Origin of the sequence: Bacillus sp. FSL K6-0073, from assembly GCF_038006085.1 — a bacterium.
Taxonomy (GTDB): Bacteria; Bacillota; Bacilli; order Bacillales; family Bacillaceae_G; genus Bacillus_A; species Bacillus_A cereus.
In genome coordinates, this window is the sequence record NZ_JBBOUN010000001.1 from 2,785,823 (window position 1) to 2,803,242 (window position 17,420).

Consider the following 17,420-nt stretch of genomic DNA (forward strand, 5'->3'; position numbering starts at 1 on the left):
GAAGCAGTATGCACCGATCAGGCATTTACAGATAGCCCTCTCCGCCTCTATATTGGCATGATTTTTGCATATATAATTTGTGAAAACCGAACTAGAGGAGGAATACACATGACAAATAAAAACAACTTAATCATTTGTCGTTGTGAAGAGGTTACATATGGGCAACTTCAATCGACAATTGCTGAATATAAATGCTCGGCAAGAGAATTAAAACTAAGAACACGTGCTGGCATGGGATTTTGCGGTGGTCGCACATGCAGAATAATGATAGATCGAATGATTGAAAATGCGAATCCTGACGTAACTCTTAATGAACTACCGTTAAAATATCAACCACCAATACGTGCAGTTACTTTTGGATCGGTAGGTGAAAGTAAATGAGTAGAATTACACATCACCCTATTTTAGGCACTTTACAAAGTAGTAAGCGTATTACCTTTCAATTTAACGGTCATCAATACGAAGCATATGAACATGAAACGATAGCTGCTGCCCTGTTAGCAAATGGAATACGGACATTAAGAGTTCATGAAGATAGCGGAACACCGCGAGGTATTTATTGTAATATCGGGCACTGTTCCGAATGCCGCATGACAGTAAATAATCAAACAAATGTACGCGCATGCTTAACTGTTGTAGAAGAAAACATGGTTGTTGAAAGCGGGAAACAGCATCCGAATATCGTGAGAGAGATGGTGAAAAAACGATGAGTGATGTAATTATTATTGGTGCAGGGCCAGCGGGATTATCTGCTTCTATTTCTTGTGCTCGTTTCGGACTAAAAGTGCTCGTTATTGATGAATTTATGAAGCCAGGCGGGAGATTGTTAGGACAGTTGCATCAAGAGCCTACTGGAGAATGGTGGAACGGAATAAAAGAATCGAAGCGACTTCATGAAGAAGCAGAATCACTTTCAGTACATATCAGGTGCGGTGTTTCGGTCTATAATTTAGATAGAGATGAAAACAATTGGTTTGTACATACTAATATCGGTACGTTAGAAGCACCTTTCGTACTACTTGCTACTGGAGCTGCGGAATATTCTATTCCCCTTCCTGGCTGGACACTTCCAGGAGTGATGTCAATTGGAGCAGCTCAAGTTATGACAAATGTTCATCGCGTGCAAGTTGGAAAAAAAGGAATTATTATTGGTGCTAACATTTTGTCTTTCGCCATTTTAAGTGAATTGCAATTAGCGGGAATTACAGTGGATCATATTGTACTCCCTGAGAAAAGCGAGTTAAGTCAAAAAGCTGGTGAACCTGAAGAAGTTTTAAACTCTCTTTTAAATGCAGCTCACCTCGCACCTTCTGCTTTCTTGCGAATAGGTAGCCACTTTATGAAATTTGATTGGATTCGAAAAGCTGGATTAACATTCTATCCAAACAACGGAATGAAAATAAACGGAACGCCACTTCACCTTCGGAAAGCAGCTCTTGAAATTATCGGAACAGATCAAGTTGAAGGTGTACGTATTGCTAATATTGACTCTAAAGGAAATGTTATTAATGGATCAGAGAAAATATATGAAGCAGATTTTGTTTGTATTGCCGGAGGATTATACCCACTTGCCGAACTTGCAGCTGTAGCTGGTTGTCCCTTCCATTACATTTCAGAATTAGGCGGACACGTTCCTCTCCATTCCGAAACAATGGAAACCCCTCTTCCTGGTTTATTTGTAGCCGGCAATATTACAGGCATTGAAAGCGGAAAAATTGCGATGGCGCAAGGAACAGTTGCAGGTCTATCTATTGCTAAATATGCAAGCAAAAAACGTGATATAGTCGACCAACAATTATCTCACGCCATTCAAAACGTTCACTTTGTTCGTCAGAAAGCTGCAATTCAGTTTAATCCGATGGTAGATATCGGTAGACGAAAGATGAATGAAATTTGGCGTGATTACTCATCTACATATGCACATACTAAAAAGAGCTGCTGAGATTATTCTCAACAGCTCTCTTCTCTACTCATCTGAGTTATTAATTTTCGCTAATGCGTAAATGCCTTCTTCATCATCTAATTCAAGTTGTAATCTCGCTGCGAATGGATTGACATTATATTCTCTGTCAAGCAATAAGCGTAAAGCTTCGATTAAGTTTGCTTGAATTAAAATTTGCTGGCGACCATTTACCTCTACTTCCGCAGAGAAACCGTAGTCGTCATCATACATGAGTTCAACTAATACTTCTTCTGGACCCACTTGTCTTTTTTCAGCGATATATATACAAAGCGCATTTATAAGCTCTTGTTCAGAAATTTTTATTGTTTCCATGCTACTTCATCTGCCTTCTTCTTACGTTGGTCTTTGAAGTATTTAAATGCACGAACTGCTAACATTACGATACCAGCCATTACTAACATATTTACCATAAACGCTAATACAGAACCAAGAGCTCCCATATTTGCAAATAAGCTACCCATTAGTAAACCACCAAGACCACCTAGTAATAAACCTTTCATAAAGCTTCCTTTATTACTTTTTGGTGCCGTGTTTGTTGCTTTCGTTTTTGAATCTGGAGTCGTTTTTTGAGAATTTACATTTGAGTCTTTTTTGTTTAAATCAACTTTTGACTTTTGACCTGAACTTGGTGTAAATGATTTTTTACCAGATTTGTAACTTTTCGCTGCTGCATGATCTACGAACATAAAGCTACTAGCCCCAAAGATAACCATGAATGCTGTCATTACTGCTACAAGTTTTTTCAACATATTATATCCATTCTCCTTTTATATAGATATATGTGAAATCTATCTTTCTAGTAAATTCAGAATGATAGATTTATTTTTAAGAACATTTTAAAGGTTCTTATGAACTTATTATATGAACTTTTGTCGAAATATGCAAGTATTATTTACTTTCAACAGTTTGGTCACAAAGGAAAAATTAAGCAAAACAGAATTGACTTTAAATGAAACAAAACATATTATAAGTTCATAAGAACTTTTTATTATTTTGGAGGTGAAAAGATGGAAACATTTCATCTCACACGAAACGAAATGGCTACCCTTCTTCTATCACTAAGAGGATGGAATACGAAAAAGCCTCTCGGTATTTTACAAGAAGCTTGGGCAAAGTCACATAAAAAAGATATTGAAAGCGGACAAAGCGTTACAGCTTTTATTACTACCGCACTTTCACCTATTTTTGAAAAGCTGATTAAAATTGACGATACTGATGTCGGTTTTTCTTTAAATGAAATAGTTGCGCTTGGCAATCAGATTGAAAACACAAGTTTCTCTGTAACTGCTATGCAAAACTGGGTGAAACGAGATATAAAAGAAATGATTGGCTCTCCTCAAAAAGGGAAAAAATATTCAATTGAACAAGCAGCCTTACTATTTATTGTCGAAGATTTAAAAACAGCACTTGATTTTGAATCCATTCGTAAGCTATTACGCCTTATTGTAAATGATCCAGCTGATCGAAGTGATGATTTAATCAATCCTGTTCATTTATATGTAGCATACTCTTCTCTATTTGAAGAACTCAATCAAGGAAATTGCTTACAATTAAATGCAACAGATACCGTTCATACAATTGAAAACATCGTAAAAGAAAAAGCTGATAAAATCGCAAGTAAGTTCGATCAAATTAATAACGAACAACGCGAAGCAATTCGTAACGCTATTATTATTGCGACCCTTTCTGTACATACCGCTTATGTACAAATGTTAGCAAAGCGTTACGTAACAGCAACTTTATTTTTACAGAACTTAGATGTGAAGCCGTAAAAAATAGGAGCAGAAATGCTTCTATTTTTTTATGAAAAATTCTTAATCATCTTGTCATTATCTCTTCATGAAAACTGAACTTATATATTTTACTATAATACTTATGTGATACATAAAAGAATTGAAATAGCAATCCCCTATACAAATAAGGTATAATCTACACATAGTGAATCTTTTATGTTATTAAGTATTAGGTTCACCTATTCAAAAATACATAAACTAGAAGGTGCAACAATGGTAAGTAGTTTTATTCACTCAGTATTAACGTTTTTTGAAGGATTAGGTTATTGGGGCATTATGCTTGGACTTATGATTGAGATTATCCCAAGTGAGATTGTCCTTGCTTATGCGGGATTCCTAGTATTCAATGGTAGTATCTCATTTGTAGGTGCAGTTGTATTCGGTACAATTGGCGGCGTTATTGCTCAAATCTTTATTTATTGGCTTGGACGATACGGTGGACGACCTATATTAGAACGATATGGAAAATATATTTTCATTCATAAAAAACATATAGATGCAGCTGAAGATTGGTTTAACCGTTACGGAACTGGTGTAATTTTCACTGCACGCTTTATTCCAGTAGTACGTCATGCGATTTCAATTCCTGCTGGTATTACAAAAATGCCATTATTACGTTTCACTACATTAACAGCACTTGCAATCATTCCTTGGTCTATCATTTTCATTTATTTAGGTGAAAAACTAGGTCAAAATTGGGAGAATATAAACGATATTGCGGGACCGTATGTGAAGTCTTTCGCAATTGGCGGCGTCATACTTATCCTACTATACTTCATCCTTAAAAAATGGACAAAAAAACGTAAAAATCTTGCTTAAGATAATATAAAAACCGCTATACATTCATTGCGAATGTTAGCGGTTTTTATATTAGACTTGATTATGTATTAAAAATCGGATTATTTCTTCCTTATGCTTTAAGTCATGCTGAATGAGTGATGAAAAATAATGATTTAGCCTTACTTTTTTAGTACCAATTTGAAAGTCATCATTAAAATTATAGACAGGAATTCGCTCAATTTCATCTACTAATTGTTTACGAGTATAGCTAAACTGATTGATAAGCTCTTCTCTTGAAATACCTGATCTTGCATATATAATTGCACTCTTATTCATTTCCTCTACATCTGTTGGAAAATGAGGCACTGATTGAGTACTAAGAAAATAAGGAATTCGATACTTCATTACAAAATCATCCCAAATAATAAAATGTGAAATCACATCTGCAATTCCCCACGAGCCATTTTTAAATGATTGAAACCATATATCATCAGGTACTCCCTTCAATGTTTGACACCATTTTATTAAATTTGACTTTTCTTCCACAATATTTTCTTTCTTCATTACTCATTCCTTTCTCGCACTTATAATTCATTCATATGAATATCTTCTAGGAATTATATAAAAAGCCTCCATAATTATGTGGATAAGCAACAATTCACTCGTCCATTTCGTATATTATCTCAAAAAGGAGTGATTCCCCTTATGCATTGGCAACAAAAAATACAATACTTAATCGGACGCCCTATCGGTATTTCCTTCCTAAATGGGCAAGGAACTTCTGGTGTATTATGTTCAGCACATGATGGTCAATTATATGTGTATGAATACCTTTACCAAGCTCAGTTCGCAATGAAGCATTATGATTTCAGACAAATTCAAGATATACATGCCTTTCCGAATTGCCCACATCAAAATCCTCTATACTAAAAAAAGGAACAGCTTATAGCCGTTCCTTTTTCTCCACACTTATTTCTCAGTATAAAAGTTTTGCACTGCTTCATCAAAATAAATCCAGCCTTTCCAGCCTAAATGAATTGTATCTTTTAAGAAATACTTATCATATTCATGGCCAGAAAAATCAACTACTGGGTATCCTGCTTTCTCAACTTGTTCCCGAACTTTTTTATAATACACTTCGCGGCGTTCTTTAGGGAAACCAGCGTAATCATACCATGGTCCGTTTACAGGTACAGAAATGAAGAGTGGCTTGACATTTTTCTCTTTAAAAATATTTAAAACAATTTGTAAGTCATCATATTCAGGTGATTCTTCATACGATTCATTTGCTCTAAAGTTTTTTAAACCTTTTAATTTTTTCTTTAAATTATGTTTATAGTAATACGGATTTTCAATTCCAAATGTGTTTGTAGTAGATTCCAATTTCCCTTCTTCCTCCGCATGTTTACGTGCATCTACCCAAGAAATTGAACGGAGTCCCATATTTGTTTTTTCTTTCATCGGTTCAATCTTAAATAAAGAGTTAAACAAATCTCTATGATCTAAAATATTACGATGCATATAAGCAAGTGGTTTAACTAAACCTGCTTTTATGTTATGTTTCGTATCATTATACACAATACCTTCTAATGAATTTTTTAATATATCATCTTCTTGAACAACTTTATAATCTAATAGTCGTTTCGCAATTTGCTTCTTCATTTCAACATTTATTTCATCATTAAAAATAAAATGATATGCTTGTTGCTTAGAGAAATTGTTCGTAAAATCCCCCTGTGATACCCCAGTCTTTGTAAACCATTGTGGCGATAAAACAAAGACTACTTTTTTACCTTCTAATTCATCTATCGTAGACGTCATATTTAATATATGAGCTAAACTTTGCGTACCGCCAATCCCCATTAAATATGGTGTAAAACCAGCCGGATTTACTTTAAAGTAATTAGACGGGTGATATGCATCCATTCGTAAAAATTCAGATGAACCATACATCGGTAAATACTGCGAATTCTCTAACATTTTTTGCTGTAAGAAAACGCTTTGTAGTTTTTCTTTTTGTAAGGAAGTTGCCGCATCTTCTACCTTTTTATCACTAATAAGTGATACTAAACTTTTCGATGGGATTAATATAATAATAAAAAAAAGCACACATGCTAAAATTATCGGGCCAAAAGCATGCTTCATCTTCATCGTCTCTTCCTCTTTCTATTGCTATTAAATTGTAACCCTTGTTTTTGACACGCCATCATTTCTCTCCTTTTTCTCTATACATGTTCCATTCTATTTATCTATTATATACATGTATGTATTTCTTTTCTTGTTCTATTCAGTCCTATAGAAATATCACAAGAAAATGTTTCCATAGAAACACGTTAATTATACAAGATTCTACATAAATTTCACACTGGAAATTTAGTGATAATTTTATTTTTCAAAGATGAAAAAACATAAAAAAAGTCTTTAAATTAATCTTGAGAAATAAAATTGTATAATTATATGGTCTTACATACACATAACCCCGTTTTAAAACTAGAACGGGGTTAAACATAAGAAAGTTTTATAATTCAATAATTGTCTCTTTTAACGAAGATTAATCACTTACAATATACAAAATGTATAAATCATTAAATCTATTACTATTCCATTTTTACTTGCTCCGTATAATATTCCATCGCTTGATTAAGCCATTTTTGTTCATCTTCTGTGAAAGGTGAAGGTATCATATTTTCAAGTTCTTGAATATCCAGTTCTTTCGCATTAGTATTAGCTAGCTTTTGTATCAAATCCTCACCAAGGAATGAAATAGACGCTTCCAAATAATCCTTAATCATCTCTTGTACTTTCGAATCTTCTACGGGGTTACCATATAATTGTTTTACTTTTTTAGACAATTGAATTAACGTTTTATCTAAATTAATTTTATCTTCTTCTGATTTCTTTGATAGTTCTTCCATAATGTTCGGTAATCTATGCTGCTCCATCCAATCTTTGTGAGTATGTTCTGTATTCATACCGTAAACAAGACTAAATAATACATTACTATCTACTTCTCCTTCCTCCTCGACCAACTTGATTACTCTTTTAATTGCTTGCATAGATTGCTCAATTTGTTCTTTTTCTCTCTCTAAAACTTGTAAATGAAGAGACAAGCTTTCATTTAGATCAACGCTAAAACTTGATTCATGTAACAAATTAGCGACTTTATCTAAGCTATAGCCTAGAAATTTTAGACTTAGAATTTTTTGTAACGTTATAATATCTTCATACTTATAAATGCGGTGCCCTGAAGAAGGATTCTTTTCTGGTTGTAACAATCCGATTTCATCATAGTAATGCAACGTAGGAATTGGTATGCCCGTTTTTTCTGAAAATTTCCCAATAGAAAATATTTTATCCTTACTCATCTAAATCCCCCCATCAAAAGTATAAGTTCATTATAAAACCTCAAGTAACTAGAGGTTCAACAGTTAAATTAAGAAAGTCCAATAATATTTCATTTCATAAAATCAATGTTTTTTGTCCTCATTTCATACCATAAGCATCATTCTTGTTACTTAAAAGGAGGTATAAAAAAAACAGACTATCACACATGTGAAGTCTGTTTCTCCATACTTTTATTTTTGTACATCGGCCCATTTTAAACTAGTTGCCGGACCGAATTGATGTACGTATAAATCTTTCACATATGGCTTTTGTAAGTACGATAATCCTCGCTGGAATACCGGTGCAATTACTGCGTCATCTAGCAGCATTTTCTCCGCATCTTGCATTGCTTTCCAACGAGCTTTTTCATCATTACCTAATTCTGTTTTAATCTTCTTAATTAACGCGTCATATTCTGGGTTTGCATATTCTGTATTGTTCACACTGCTTCCAGAAAGGAATACTTCTAAGTAAGTCATTGGATCTGGATAATCCGGTAACCAGCGTGATAATGACATTTCATATTCTTTCTTCTTCTCTAACGCTAGTTTTTGCGTATGCGGTTGTAATTTTACATTTACTTTTAAGCCTGGTAAGTTTTTCTCTAACTCTTCTTTAATGTATTCTCCTACTTTTTTGAAGTTTTCTAAGTCATAGTTTAATAACTCAAGTGTCACTTCATTTGTACCTGTTTCTTGCTTCGCCTTTTCCCAATACTTTTTCGCCTGTTTTACATCCGTCTTATTAAACTCACCTGCTGTACTTCTAAAATCTTTCTTATCTGGACCTTTTAAAAATCCTTTTGGCACGTAATAGTTCGCCGCAACCGAACCATCATTTAAAAATGAATTCGCAAGTCCTTTCTTATCAAACACTGTACTTAGCGCAAGACGTGCATTTTTATTTTTAAGAATCGGTACATTTTCATTGAATCGGAAGAAGTACATAACCGGATCTGTATATTGTTTTAGCTCTTTATTATTTTTATATTTATCGACGAATTCTGTAGAAATGACAGCTCTATCCACTTTATCTGTTTCATATAAATTTACCGCAGTTGAAACTTCTTTAACAATTTGATAGTTTACTTCATCTAGCTTCACTTCTTTTTTATCCCAATACTTATCGTTTTTCTTCATTGTAAAGCTTGCTTCATGCTTCCACTCCGATAATGTAAACGGCCCGTTATATACCGCTTTATTTGCTTCTAATCCGTATTTATCACCTTGTTCTTTCGCATATTTTTCATTAATTGGATAAAAGGACGGTAAAATAAGTAGTTTCGTAAAATACGGCACTGGATGTTCTAACTCTACAACAAACGTTTTATCATCCTTCGCTTTTACCCCTAATTCCTCTAACCCTAGTTGTTTCTTATTTATTTTCTCTGCATTTTTCACATCGTACGCAATGTATGCATATTGAGAAGCAGTATCCGGATTAATAAGTTGCTTCCAAGCGTATACGTAATCTTGTGCTGTTACTTGGTCTCCGTTAGACCATGTCGCATCACGTAAGTGGAATGTATATGTTTTCCCATCTTGGCTCACTTCATATTTTTGTGTTCCAGCTTCAATCACTTCATCATTTTTCGATAAACGGAATAATCCTTCCATTACGTTATTTAAAACGTTAAACGATACCGCATCTGTTACTTTCCCTGAATGTAAAGACGGAATTTCACCCGTTTCTAGTAACTGTAATACTTTTTTCTCATCTTTTGGCTTTGTCGTTGTTTTTTCTTTTGTGCATCCTACTAAAAATGAAGAAACTAATAGAGTACTAACTAATGAGTAACGAACAACTTTTTTCATTTGAAAACCCCCTCTACTTTTTAAGGTAAGTAACGACGAGCACCAGCGTATTCTTCTATATATCCTGGTGTATTTAGCGGTATAATCTCTACCGATCTTTCAGCTCTTGGTGAGTGAATCATATTGCCATCACCAATATACATTGCAACGTGATGGACACTACCTTTCCCTTGATCATGTGCAAAGAAAATTAAATCACCTTTTTGTAGATTTTCTTTATCAACTGCAACTCCTGCTCTTGATTGCGGTCCAGAATCTCGCGGAATTGTAATGCCGTGCGATTTGTAGATTGTATGCGTGAAGCCAGAGCAATCAAATCCAAAACCACTTGTACCAGCCCATATATACGGTAATCCTAAAAACATTTTCCCTGTGTTAATTAAATCATCAGCCGCCGGAGTTGGAATATCAGTTTGAGATTGGTAAACTGTTCCATCATTTTTACGTATCCATGCTTTTTGACCATTTGGCAACAATACACGGTATGAAATTGTGTCTTCACTTAATAGCGGCAGTCTTGTATTATAACTGACTTCAAGTGATTTATGTTTTTCAGAAGGGTTTATATATAAAATCGCTGTTGGTTTGGTTATTAAGACAAAAGGTTCATTTGTTTTATCTGCAAATTCTTGATTATATGTTAATTGTTTTTCAGGTATCCAGCCCGGATAACCTTCTTCATTTCGTGGTGTTGGCTGTCCATGCACTAATACCTTCACCCATTCGCCTTTCTTATCAATAACAGTTACTTCTTGACCGAGTAACGCTTGTGTTTCTAATTTATTTGCATTTGTTAACCATAGTTTCTCGTCAAGTGTCATTGATTTCGTCCATTTCCATAGATCCACTGGATTTGTTGCACTCGGTGTATCGATTGGCCTTAATGAATCAGGTACTGTCCATAACGTTGCAGCAGATACATCTATAAATGCTTTATTATCCTTCTTTTCTTCAGCATTTGCCGATGTAAACGATGAAAATATAAATAAAGTTGTTAAAAATGCAGTTCCTACTTTTTTCATATTTATCCCCCTTAAAAGATAGTTTACTAGTCTCTTCTCCTAAAACTTACTATTCACTGCCGATTGAAGGTTTATCTTTGATCCAGAATAAGTCATTCCTTCTGGCTCTTCCATTAACCAAAGCGGTGCATCAAGATCAAAATAATGAATATTAGGATGCGCTGCCGCTAAATGCGCAACAGCACTAACGGAAAGTGAAGACTCCATCATGCTGCCCACCATACACTTCACACCAGCTGTTTCTGCGATATCTGCAATACGCCATGCTTCACGTATGCCACCACACTTCATTAATTTAATATTAATGAAGTCTGCATATCTTCCTTGAACGAGCTTTAATGCGTCACTTGCTGAAAATATACTTTCATCGGCCATAATTGGCGTTTGCACACGATCTTTGACGTACTTTAACCCATCCCAATCTTTCGCGTGTACTGGTTGTTCAATAAATTCTATATTTAAATTACGATTTTCCATCTCTTGAATGATAGAGACCGCTTCTTTTGGACTCCAACCTTGATTCGCATCTAAACGTAATGTCGTATTTCTTGGTACCACATTTCGAATTGCCTCAATACGTTCCAAATCTAAATGCGCCTCTTTACCCACTTTAATCTTTAATGTTTGAAATCCTTTTTCTATATGTTTCTTCGCTTCTTTTGCCATTAATACAGGTTCATCCACACTCACTGTAATATCGGTATGAATTTTTTTCTTCCCGCCTAACAATGCATATAACGGCACATTTTGATATTGGCAATATACATCATATAAAGCGATATCTACCGCTGCTTTCGCACTTGAATTTCCAATACAACTCATTTGAATGTGCTGTAGTAACTGTTGAAACTGAATGATATCTTGACCAATTAAACAGGAACGCATCGGCCCTAAAATTGCTTCTTCAATCCCGTTAGCGAAATCACCCGTAATAACTGGTGTTGCGGCGGCTGCCCCCTTACCAATCACTCCTTCGTCTGTATAAATATAAACATCTATACTTTGAATTTCGGTTACAGTACGAAGCGCCGTTTTAAATGGTGTATGAAGATTTACACGTCTACGATTTACTTTTACATCAGTAATTTTCATATCGTTCATCCTTTCGTTGTCTGACAAAGTGGAACCTTAATTCCCAACTTTTTTAGAGCAATAAATCTCCTCTTTCACTTACCTTTCATGCAAGAAATTAATGTGAAATAAAAAAATCCAGCCATAAGAAGATTCTTACGGCTGGATTTTGTCTAGGAATGGGTAGACAAAGCAGCGATTTGATTATATTTTTTCTGTGCATCTTTTAATGCTACAAGAAGTGCTTTTTGAGACGAACCAAAGTATCTATTTTTTATTTCTGTTACCAATAGTGGATCATTAATATTTTTATGTAGAAACAAATATTTAACAAATTGTGATGTTAATGCAATTGTCGCTGAGCAATCTGCATCTACAATTTCCCCTGTTTCCTTAACAAGTACAAATGCTACAAAATAACTTTTGAACTTTTCAGTAATGGGATTATTTTGAGGTGCTTTCGCATCCCCTACGATATAAATTGTATTTGAAGCGTACACAGCTATCTTCCTTTCTTATACGAGGATAACGGGTTTCTTAATAGTCGTATGAGCGAGGAACTCAACGTTGATTAAAAAATGTATCCGCTTACCTTTTATTATAATATAATTGACAGAATTTTAACAACATTTATTTCAGTGCATATTCCATATTTATGAAAATAGCTTAAACTCTTCATTTCTACAATATGTGATTGTTCCTTGTACCATGACATTCATACATAAAAAACTGCACCCCCAATTGTTAGACGCCGTCTAACAATTGGGGGTGCAGTTCAATAGCTAACTGTTTTTTATTACTTTGGCATCACAAATATAGTTTCATTTGACTTAGAAAATTGATACTCTTTTCTCGCTAACTTCAAAATTTCTTCCTCATCGTCTGTTAAATTTTCTATGTTAGTCTTTAAAGAATCTTTATCTTTCTTTAAAGATACTAATTGTTTCTTTTGATCCGTAATCGTATCTTTCTTTTTATCAATTACTTCTTGTTGTTTCGTTAAAATATATTGAACATATAGAGTAGTTGCCGCAATAAAAAGGACCATTAAAATAAGTCGCCTTAACTTCTTTTTATTTACCCTACGCTTGTCACTAGGTTGTGATAATTGCTCTGGTATATTAGGAACATTTACTCGCTCGAGTTTCCTCATTCAAATCCCCCTAACCCATATTTTTCACTACCATCGGCACGTTTTCTTACTAAACTAAATTCTATTCTTATAAAATAAACTCCTTCACAAAAATATCCCATAAATTAACCAATTAAAGATAGCATTCGACGACATTTCCATATTTACACCGATTTTTTTTATACATGCTGCTATAAAATAGTAGTTTCTGTAATTCTTTTTCTACTATTGTAGAAGAGTTTTTTCACACACAAAATTCCTTCCCCACATATCCATGTTATAACATGCTTACAAGGAGGGGGAATATGCATTACCGCACATTAGGTAAAACTGGAATAACTGTTTCTGAAATAGGTTTTGGCGCATGGGCAATCGGTGGTGATGAATGGGGACCTGTTAACGATAAACAATCTATAACCGCTATAAAAAAAGCAATTGAATGTGGTGTGAATTTTATTGATACTGCGGATGTGTATGGTTTAGGTCATAGTGAAAAGTTGGTGGCTACCGCGATTAAAGGACATCGTAATGATATTATCCTATCTACAAAAGGTGGTTTAATCGGACATCACTACGACCCTAATGGAGTTCCTGTATATGATACTCCCGAAAAAATCATCGCCGTATTCGAAACAAGTTTACAACGTCTTCAAACAGATTATATTGATCTTTATTTTTGTCATATTTGGTGGCATAATCGTAGAGAAACAGAAGCATTTCTACGTGCATTTGACATATTAAAACGTGATGGCAAAGTAAGAGCAGTCGGTGTTTCGACTCATGATTTACAATACATTCATCATTTCAATAACAACAACGAAATTGATATCGTACAACTTGATTACAATATATTAAATCGAAAACCGGAAAAAGATATATTACCATTCTTACAAGAGAAAAATCTAGGAGCTGTTATTCGTGGTCCATTAAAAATGGGCATTTTAACTGGAAAATTCACAAATAAAACAATTTTTCCAGATGGAGATTTACGCAAAGATTGGCCAAATGAAACTTGGTTTCAAGAAGACTTACAAACCGTAGAGAAACTTCGGTTGCTCTCAAATAAAAATCAGACCCTAGGGCAACTTGCACTTCGCTATGTACTCTCTCATCCGGCAGTAAGTGTTGTAATTCCTGGTGCAAAAACAGGAACACAAGCACAAGAAAATGCAAATGCATCTGTTCGCCCTATTTTGAGTGATGAAGAGCTTAACTATATTCATTCAATATAAAAAGCCCAATCCGGGCTTTTTATATTGGCAAACTAATATCATACTCCATTCGCTTCGCTGTGTCCTCCGCAACATGCACACCTAACAAGTTTTTCACAATATGAAATGCCATATTAATTCCAGCTGAAATTCCGGCAGATGTTATAATATGTCCTTCATCTACAAACTTTACATTTTCTATAACTTCAACATTTTGAAACTCATTTTTAAACTTTTCAATACTAGCCCAATGTGTTGTTGCTTTTAAACCTTCCAGTAAACCTGCTTTCGCCAGTAATAGCGCTCCTGTACAAACTGAAGTCATCAGCTTTACTTCTTTCATTTGTTGGCGAATCCATTTTATTACTATTTCATTTTTTATTTCATATTTTCTAGCACCTAGCCCACCTGGAATTATTAAAATATCCACTGGTGGTAAATTTTCAATACTATAATCTGGCTGTACCTTCAATCCATTCCTTGCTGTAATCATTTCCCCATTCTCGCTAACTGTATAAACAGTAAATGTTTTTTCTTCATTCACCTCAGTTACAGAAAAAACTTCAAATGGCCCTGCAAAGTCTAACACTTCTACTTCATTAAATAAAAATATACCAACACTCCATTTATTCATCATAAGTTCACTTCCTGTTTCAAATGATGTAAAAGGTGATTATATCCTTTTTCTAATGCAATATCATACGCTGTTTTCCCATCATTTTTCTTAATCATCTTATTAGCTCCATTTTTAAGGAGCAACATAATTATTTCTTCATTTCCTAATAATGCTGCTTCGTGGAGTCCTGTCCAGCCACCACTTTGCATAATATTTACATCTGATCCTTTTTCAATTAAGAAAGCGACAAGTTCACTTTGCTTGTTCGCAATTGCCGCTTGCAAAGGTGTATTTTCATTTTCGTTTTTCGCTCTACTATGTATATCTGCACCGCTTTCTAAAAGAAAACTCGCTATTTCTTTCTGTCCAAAATAAGCTGCTAAATGAAGTGGTGTCCAGCCATCTTCACTACATTCGTTAACAATACTTGGACTCGCCTTTATAAACTTCACTACTTTTTCCTTATTACCACTTATAACAGCTTGTGCTATTGATTGTAAATGCTCCATAATAATCTCCCATCCTTCAAAATATTTAAGCATCTCCTTCTACATGTTCTATTAATTATTATATTTTCCTTTTAAAATCTTAAGTTTACATAATAATATTATATATATTACTTTTTTGTGCTTAATGCTGAATAGCAATAATGTTAAAAATACTACCTTTAAACAATGAAGACCATGATTTCATTAGAGTTACTGAAAAAGCAAGCAAAAAACTATACACATAGTTTTCATCATATTTGTTCAGTTGCATGAACTAAAACAGGTAATGTTTATTCTGCTATTTATGCTTTCAACATATCAAATAATATTATTCCAATAAAAAAACAATCCATTTTTAAAATGGATTGTTTTTTTATTTCTGTTTTATGCGGTTTATTTTATTTTTGTATTTTCAATGATGAAATAATTACATTTACAAAAATGAAACGCTACTATCTTAGCCCCTCTTATAGTAAGTTTTTCGTTTGAAAACAAAAATACAATTTCACCTTACGATTGAAAAAACATATGTAAAAGTTTCTAAAACAGCTGCCTTATCATACTAATCTATAGCAATTCTGTCTTCTTCCCTTACCTGTTTCCTTTAACACATACGATTTTAAAACTAGCGCCGTTAATGAATCTGTTAATGTTTTATATGATAAATTTGATAATGCCAATAGATCGTTCGTATATAACATTCTATGCTTCTCTAATAATAATAGTACTAATCGTTCAGACGGTTTTAATGCCTCATCACTTTCTAGTATAAAGTCTATATTTTTCATTTCTCTAATTATTACTCCTTATATAAAAAAATACTTTAGACGCTTATTTAATATAAAAATAATACATAACAAAATTATAAATATATTAAAATAGCACCATCTAAAAACACTATTATACTATAACATAGAAGTAGTGTTTACCCAAATAGGAAATGCTTTTTTATATCGCTTATAACATTTTTGCAAACCTACATAATATTTTGTACCATTACCCGCCAAGTTTTCTTCTAATTTTGCTGGTCATCCCGATGTATTTGTAATCAATGAAGTTCTTCTAAATTTATAAACAAATAAAAAACGGTTCGTCTATCATGCCCTAAACATGAATGACAATCGTTTTCCAGCTTCTTCTTAATTAACATGTTCTATCTTAAATATTTCTTGCAATATGCGGCTTACTGTAATGACTTGTTTCACCGCCACCTACTACTACTTTACCGCCTTTTTCGAAAATTAATAATTTACTTGAACCATCTGCAAGAAGCACTATTACTTGTTGCTACATAAATTACATAACCACTCTTTGATATACAAGTTTCCCAATTCGAATCAAATTCTGATCTTACTACACGATTTGAATACACTTGATTTTCAATTCTATCTTGTTCTACGTTTTCCAAATTGATTCCTCCCACTTCACTAAAATAGCATTTATAGGAAAATAACAGCCCTATATAAAATAGTAGCCGACTTTAACATAAATAGTATGTGTAATTAGTAGGAGAATGCTTGGACAACGAAAACGAAATAGACTTCAAAAATTTCACAATTGAAACTTCTCTTTAATCATTTCCGCTACTTCTTTTGCACTCAAATACGTGTTATTAATTTTTATATACTCTTCTTTTTCAATTTCACCATGAAGAGAGTTTAATCTATGCTTTTTCATCGTTTCTTTCAAATTATTTTCAGACCACTCAATATCTCTTTTTTTCGGTTTATGTTCTAATCTATTCGGGCTTTTATTTCGTTCTAATCTTTCATCTAATTCCGCTTCCAGCTCTACAAAATACACTGTCCCACCTTTTGATTCAAAAATACTTTCTACATGATGTATATAATTCCAATCCGCTTGGAGGTCAAATGCCCATATATACGTAAAAATCATTCCAGATAAATCACTTTTAGATACTTCTTCAAATATTTCATTACGAAATAAACTTACTAGTCTTTTTGCTTCTTTCGTACTGTAATCAAAAATTGGACTTACTAAATCAATTGTCATGTGGTTATGAAAAAGTTTGAAACCGGTTAATGTTGCTAATTCTTGCCCCACTGTCATTTTTCCAACTGCTTGTGGGCCAAATATTAATATAAGTTTCATTTATTTCCCTCCAATCTTTCTCTATAAACCATTA

At 33.7% G+C, this 17,420-nt stretch carries 21 protein-coding genes and 1 pseudogene; 7 read left to right on the forward strand and 15 right to left on the reverse strand.

Translation table 11 applies throughout. The features are described 5' to 3' along the window. The first annotated feature begins 108 nt into the window (after positions 1 to 108). Genes MHB52_RS14485 through MHB52_RS14495 form a run of 3 tightly spaced genes read left to right on the forward strand, consistent with a single transcriptional unit; the run spans position 109 to position 1,942 of the window. Positions 109 to 381: a (2Fe-2S)-binding protein gene (locus MHB52_RS14485; RefSeq protein WP_000182614.1), complete on the forward strand. Its 273-nt coding sequence runs from the start codon at positions 109 to 111 to the stop codon at positions 379 to 381. After that, positions 378 to 710 carry a (2Fe-2S)-binding protein gene (locus MHB52_RS14490; protein WP_000087074.1) on the forward strand — a complete coding sequence of 111 codons (333 nt, stop codon included), beginning with the start codon at positions 378 to 380 and terminating at the stop codon, positions 708 to 710. The genes MHB52_RS14485 and MHB52_RS14490 overlap by 4 nt, the downstream gene beginning before the upstream one ends. Beyond that, positions 707 to 1,942 carry an NAD(P)/FAD-dependent oxidoreductase gene (locus MHB52_RS14495; protein WP_016118067.1) on the forward strand — a complete coding sequence of 412 codons (1,236 nt, stop codon included), beginning with the start codon at positions 707 to 709 and terminating at the stop codon, positions 1,940 to 1,942. The genes MHB52_RS14490 and MHB52_RS14495 overlap by 4 nt, the downstream gene beginning before the upstream one ends. A 24-nt stretch (positions 1,943 to 1,966) precedes the next feature. Here MHB52_RS14495 and MHB52_RS14500 read toward each other — a convergent pair whose 3' ends face one another. Then, positions 1,967 to 2,275 carry a YxcD family protein gene (locus tag MHB52_RS14500; protein ID WP_000447748.1) on the reverse strand — a complete coding sequence of 103 codons (309 nt, stop codon included), beginning with the start codon at positions 2,273 to 2,275 and terminating at the stop codon, positions 1,967 to 1,969. Next, positions 2,263 to 2,712 (reverse strand): hypothetical protein, encoded by a 450-nt coding sequence (locus MHB52_RS14505; RefSeq protein ID WP_000914478.1) that lies wholly within the window; start codon positions 2,710 to 2,712, stop codon positions 2,263 to 2,265. Before MHB52_RS14505 ends, MHB52_RS14500 begins: the two co-directional genes overlap by 13 nt. Positions 2,713 to 2,970: 258 nt before the next feature. Between MHB52_RS14505 and MHB52_RS14510 the strand changes: the two genes are divergently transcribed. Further along, the gene (locus tag MHB52_RS14510; RefSeq protein WP_000447231.1) at positions 2,971 to 3,735 is read left to right on the forward strand and encodes a DUF1836 domain-containing protein; all 765 of its coding nucleotides are present in this window, start codon (positions 2,971 to 2,973) and stop codon (positions 3,733 to 3,735) included. 234 nt (positions 3,736 to 3,969) lie between these two features. After that, positions 3,970 to 4,575, forward strand: coding sequence for a DedA family protein (locus tag MHB52_RS14515; RefSeq protein ID WP_061664652.1), 606 nt, complete (start codon positions 3,970 to 3,972; stop codon positions 4,573 to 4,575). Positions 4,576 to 4,626: 51 nt separating this feature from the next. Here MHB52_RS14515 and MHB52_RS14520 read toward each other — a convergent pair whose 3' ends face one another. Further along, positions 4,627 to 5,100 carry a DinB family protein gene (locus tag MHB52_RS14520; protein ID WP_061664651.1) on the reverse strand — a complete coding sequence of 158 codons (474 nt, stop codon included), beginning with the start codon at positions 5,098 to 5,100 and terminating at the stop codon, positions 4,627 to 4,629. A gap of 141 nt (positions 5,101 to 5,241) precedes the next feature. On the opposite strand from MHB52_RS14520, the gene MHB52_RS14525 reads away from it, so the two are divergent. Beyond that, positions 5,242 to 5,466, forward strand: a complete 225-nt coding sequence (locus tag MHB52_RS14525; RefSeq protein WP_061664649.1) for a hypothetical protein — start codon at positions 5,242 to 5,244, stop codon at positions 5,464 to 5,466. A gap of 39 nt (positions 5,467 to 5,505) precedes the next feature. Here MHB52_RS14525 and dltD read toward each other — a convergent pair whose 3' ends face one another. From dltD to MHB52_RS14560, 7 genes are all read right to left on the reverse strand, one after another. Then, positions 5,506 to 6,687 carry a D-alanyl-lipoteichoic acid biosynthesis protein DltD gene (gene dltD, locus MHB52_RS14530; RefSeq protein ID WP_061664647.1) on the reverse strand — a complete coding sequence of 394 codons (1,182 nt, stop codon included), beginning with the start codon at positions 6,685 to 6,687 and terminating at the stop codon, positions 5,506 to 5,508. A gap of 446 nt (positions 6,688 to 7,133) precedes the next feature. Next, positions 7,134 to 7,901 carry a MerR family transcriptional regulator gene (locus MHB52_RS14535; RefSeq protein WP_061664646.1) on the reverse strand — a complete coding sequence of 256 codons (768 nt, stop codon included), beginning with the start codon at positions 7,899 to 7,901 and terminating at the stop codon, positions 7,134 to 7,136. A 210-nt stretch (positions 7,902 to 8,111) separates the two neighbouring features. Beyond that, positions 8,112 to 9,734, reverse strand: coding sequence for a peptide ABC transporter substrate-binding protein (locus tag MHB52_RS14540; RefSeq protein ID WP_061664643.1), 1,623 nt, complete (start codon positions 9,732 to 9,734; stop codon positions 8,112 to 8,114). A 20-nt stretch (positions 9,735 to 9,754) separates the two neighbouring features. After that, on the reverse strand, positions 9,755 to 10,756 hold the full coding sequence (locus tag MHB52_RS14545) for a C40 family peptidase (RefSeq protein WP_000755427.1): 1,002 nt from the start codon (positions 10,754 to 10,756) through the stop codon (positions 9,755 to 9,757). A 39-nt stretch (positions 10,757 to 10,795) separates the two neighbouring features. Further along, entirely contained in the window at positions 10,796 to 11,857 is a 1,062-nt protein-coding gene (locus MHB52_RS14550; RefSeq protein WP_153019816.1) for a dipeptide epimerase, read from the reverse strand. A 143-nt stretch (positions 11,858 to 12,000) separates the two neighbouring features. Next, a complete protein-coding gene (locus MHB52_RS14555; RefSeq protein WP_000271317.1) occupies positions 12,001 to 12,327 on the reverse strand; it encodes a DUF3870 domain-containing protein in 327 nt (108 codons plus the stop codon). 296 nt (positions 12,328 to 12,623) lie between these two features. After that, positions 12,624 to 12,980: an FtsB family cell division protein gene (locus MHB52_RS14560; protein ID WP_001228374.1), complete on the reverse strand. Its 357-nt coding sequence runs from the start codon at positions 12,978 to 12,980 to the stop codon at positions 12,624 to 12,626. Between the two features lie 284 nt (positions 12,981 to 13,264). Here MHB52_RS14560 and MHB52_RS14565 point away from each other — a divergent pair, with 284 nt between their 5' ends. Next, positions 13,265 to 14,191 carry an aldo/keto reductase gene (locus MHB52_RS14565; protein WP_000559359.1) on the forward strand — a complete coding sequence of 309 codons (927 nt, stop codon included), beginning with the start codon at positions 13,265 to 13,267 and terminating at the stop codon, positions 14,189 to 14,191. A 19-nt stretch (positions 14,192 to 14,210) separates the two neighbouring features. On the opposite strand, the gene MHB52_RS14570 is transcribed toward MHB52_RS14565, so the two are convergent. From MHB52_RS14570 to MHB52_RS14590, 5 genes and pseudogenes are all read right to left on the reverse strand, one after another. After that, entirely contained in the window at positions 14,211 to 14,807 is a 597-nt protein-coding gene (locus MHB52_RS14570; RefSeq protein ID WP_016118075.1) for a DJ-1/PfpI family protein, read from the reverse strand. Continuing rightward, positions 14,804 to 15,295, reverse strand: a complete 492-nt coding sequence (locus tag MHB52_RS14575; protein ID WP_000400681.1) for an ankyrin repeat domain-containing protein — start codon at positions 15,293 to 15,295, stop codon at positions 14,804 to 14,806. Before MHB52_RS14575 ends, MHB52_RS14570 begins: the two co-directional genes overlap by 4 nt. Before the next feature lie 536 nt (positions 15,296 to 15,831). Next, positions 15,832 to 16,062, reverse strand: a complete 231-nt coding sequence (locus MHB52_RS14580; RefSeq protein ID WP_000789031.1) for a hypothetical protein — start codon at positions 16,060 to 16,062, stop codon at positions 15,832 to 15,834. 370 nt (positions 16,063 to 16,432) lie between these two features. Next, positions 16,433 to 16,682, reverse strand: a pseudogene (locus MHB52_RS14585) (hypothetical protein). 143 nt (positions 16,683 to 16,825) lie between these two features. After that, positions 16,826 to 17,386 carry an AAA family ATPase gene (locus MHB52_RS14590; protein WP_061664951.1) on the reverse strand — a complete coding sequence of 187 codons (561 nt, stop codon included), beginning with the start codon at positions 17,384 to 17,386 and terminating at the stop codon, positions 16,826 to 16,828. Positions 17,387 to 17,420 lie beyond the last annotated feature (34 nt).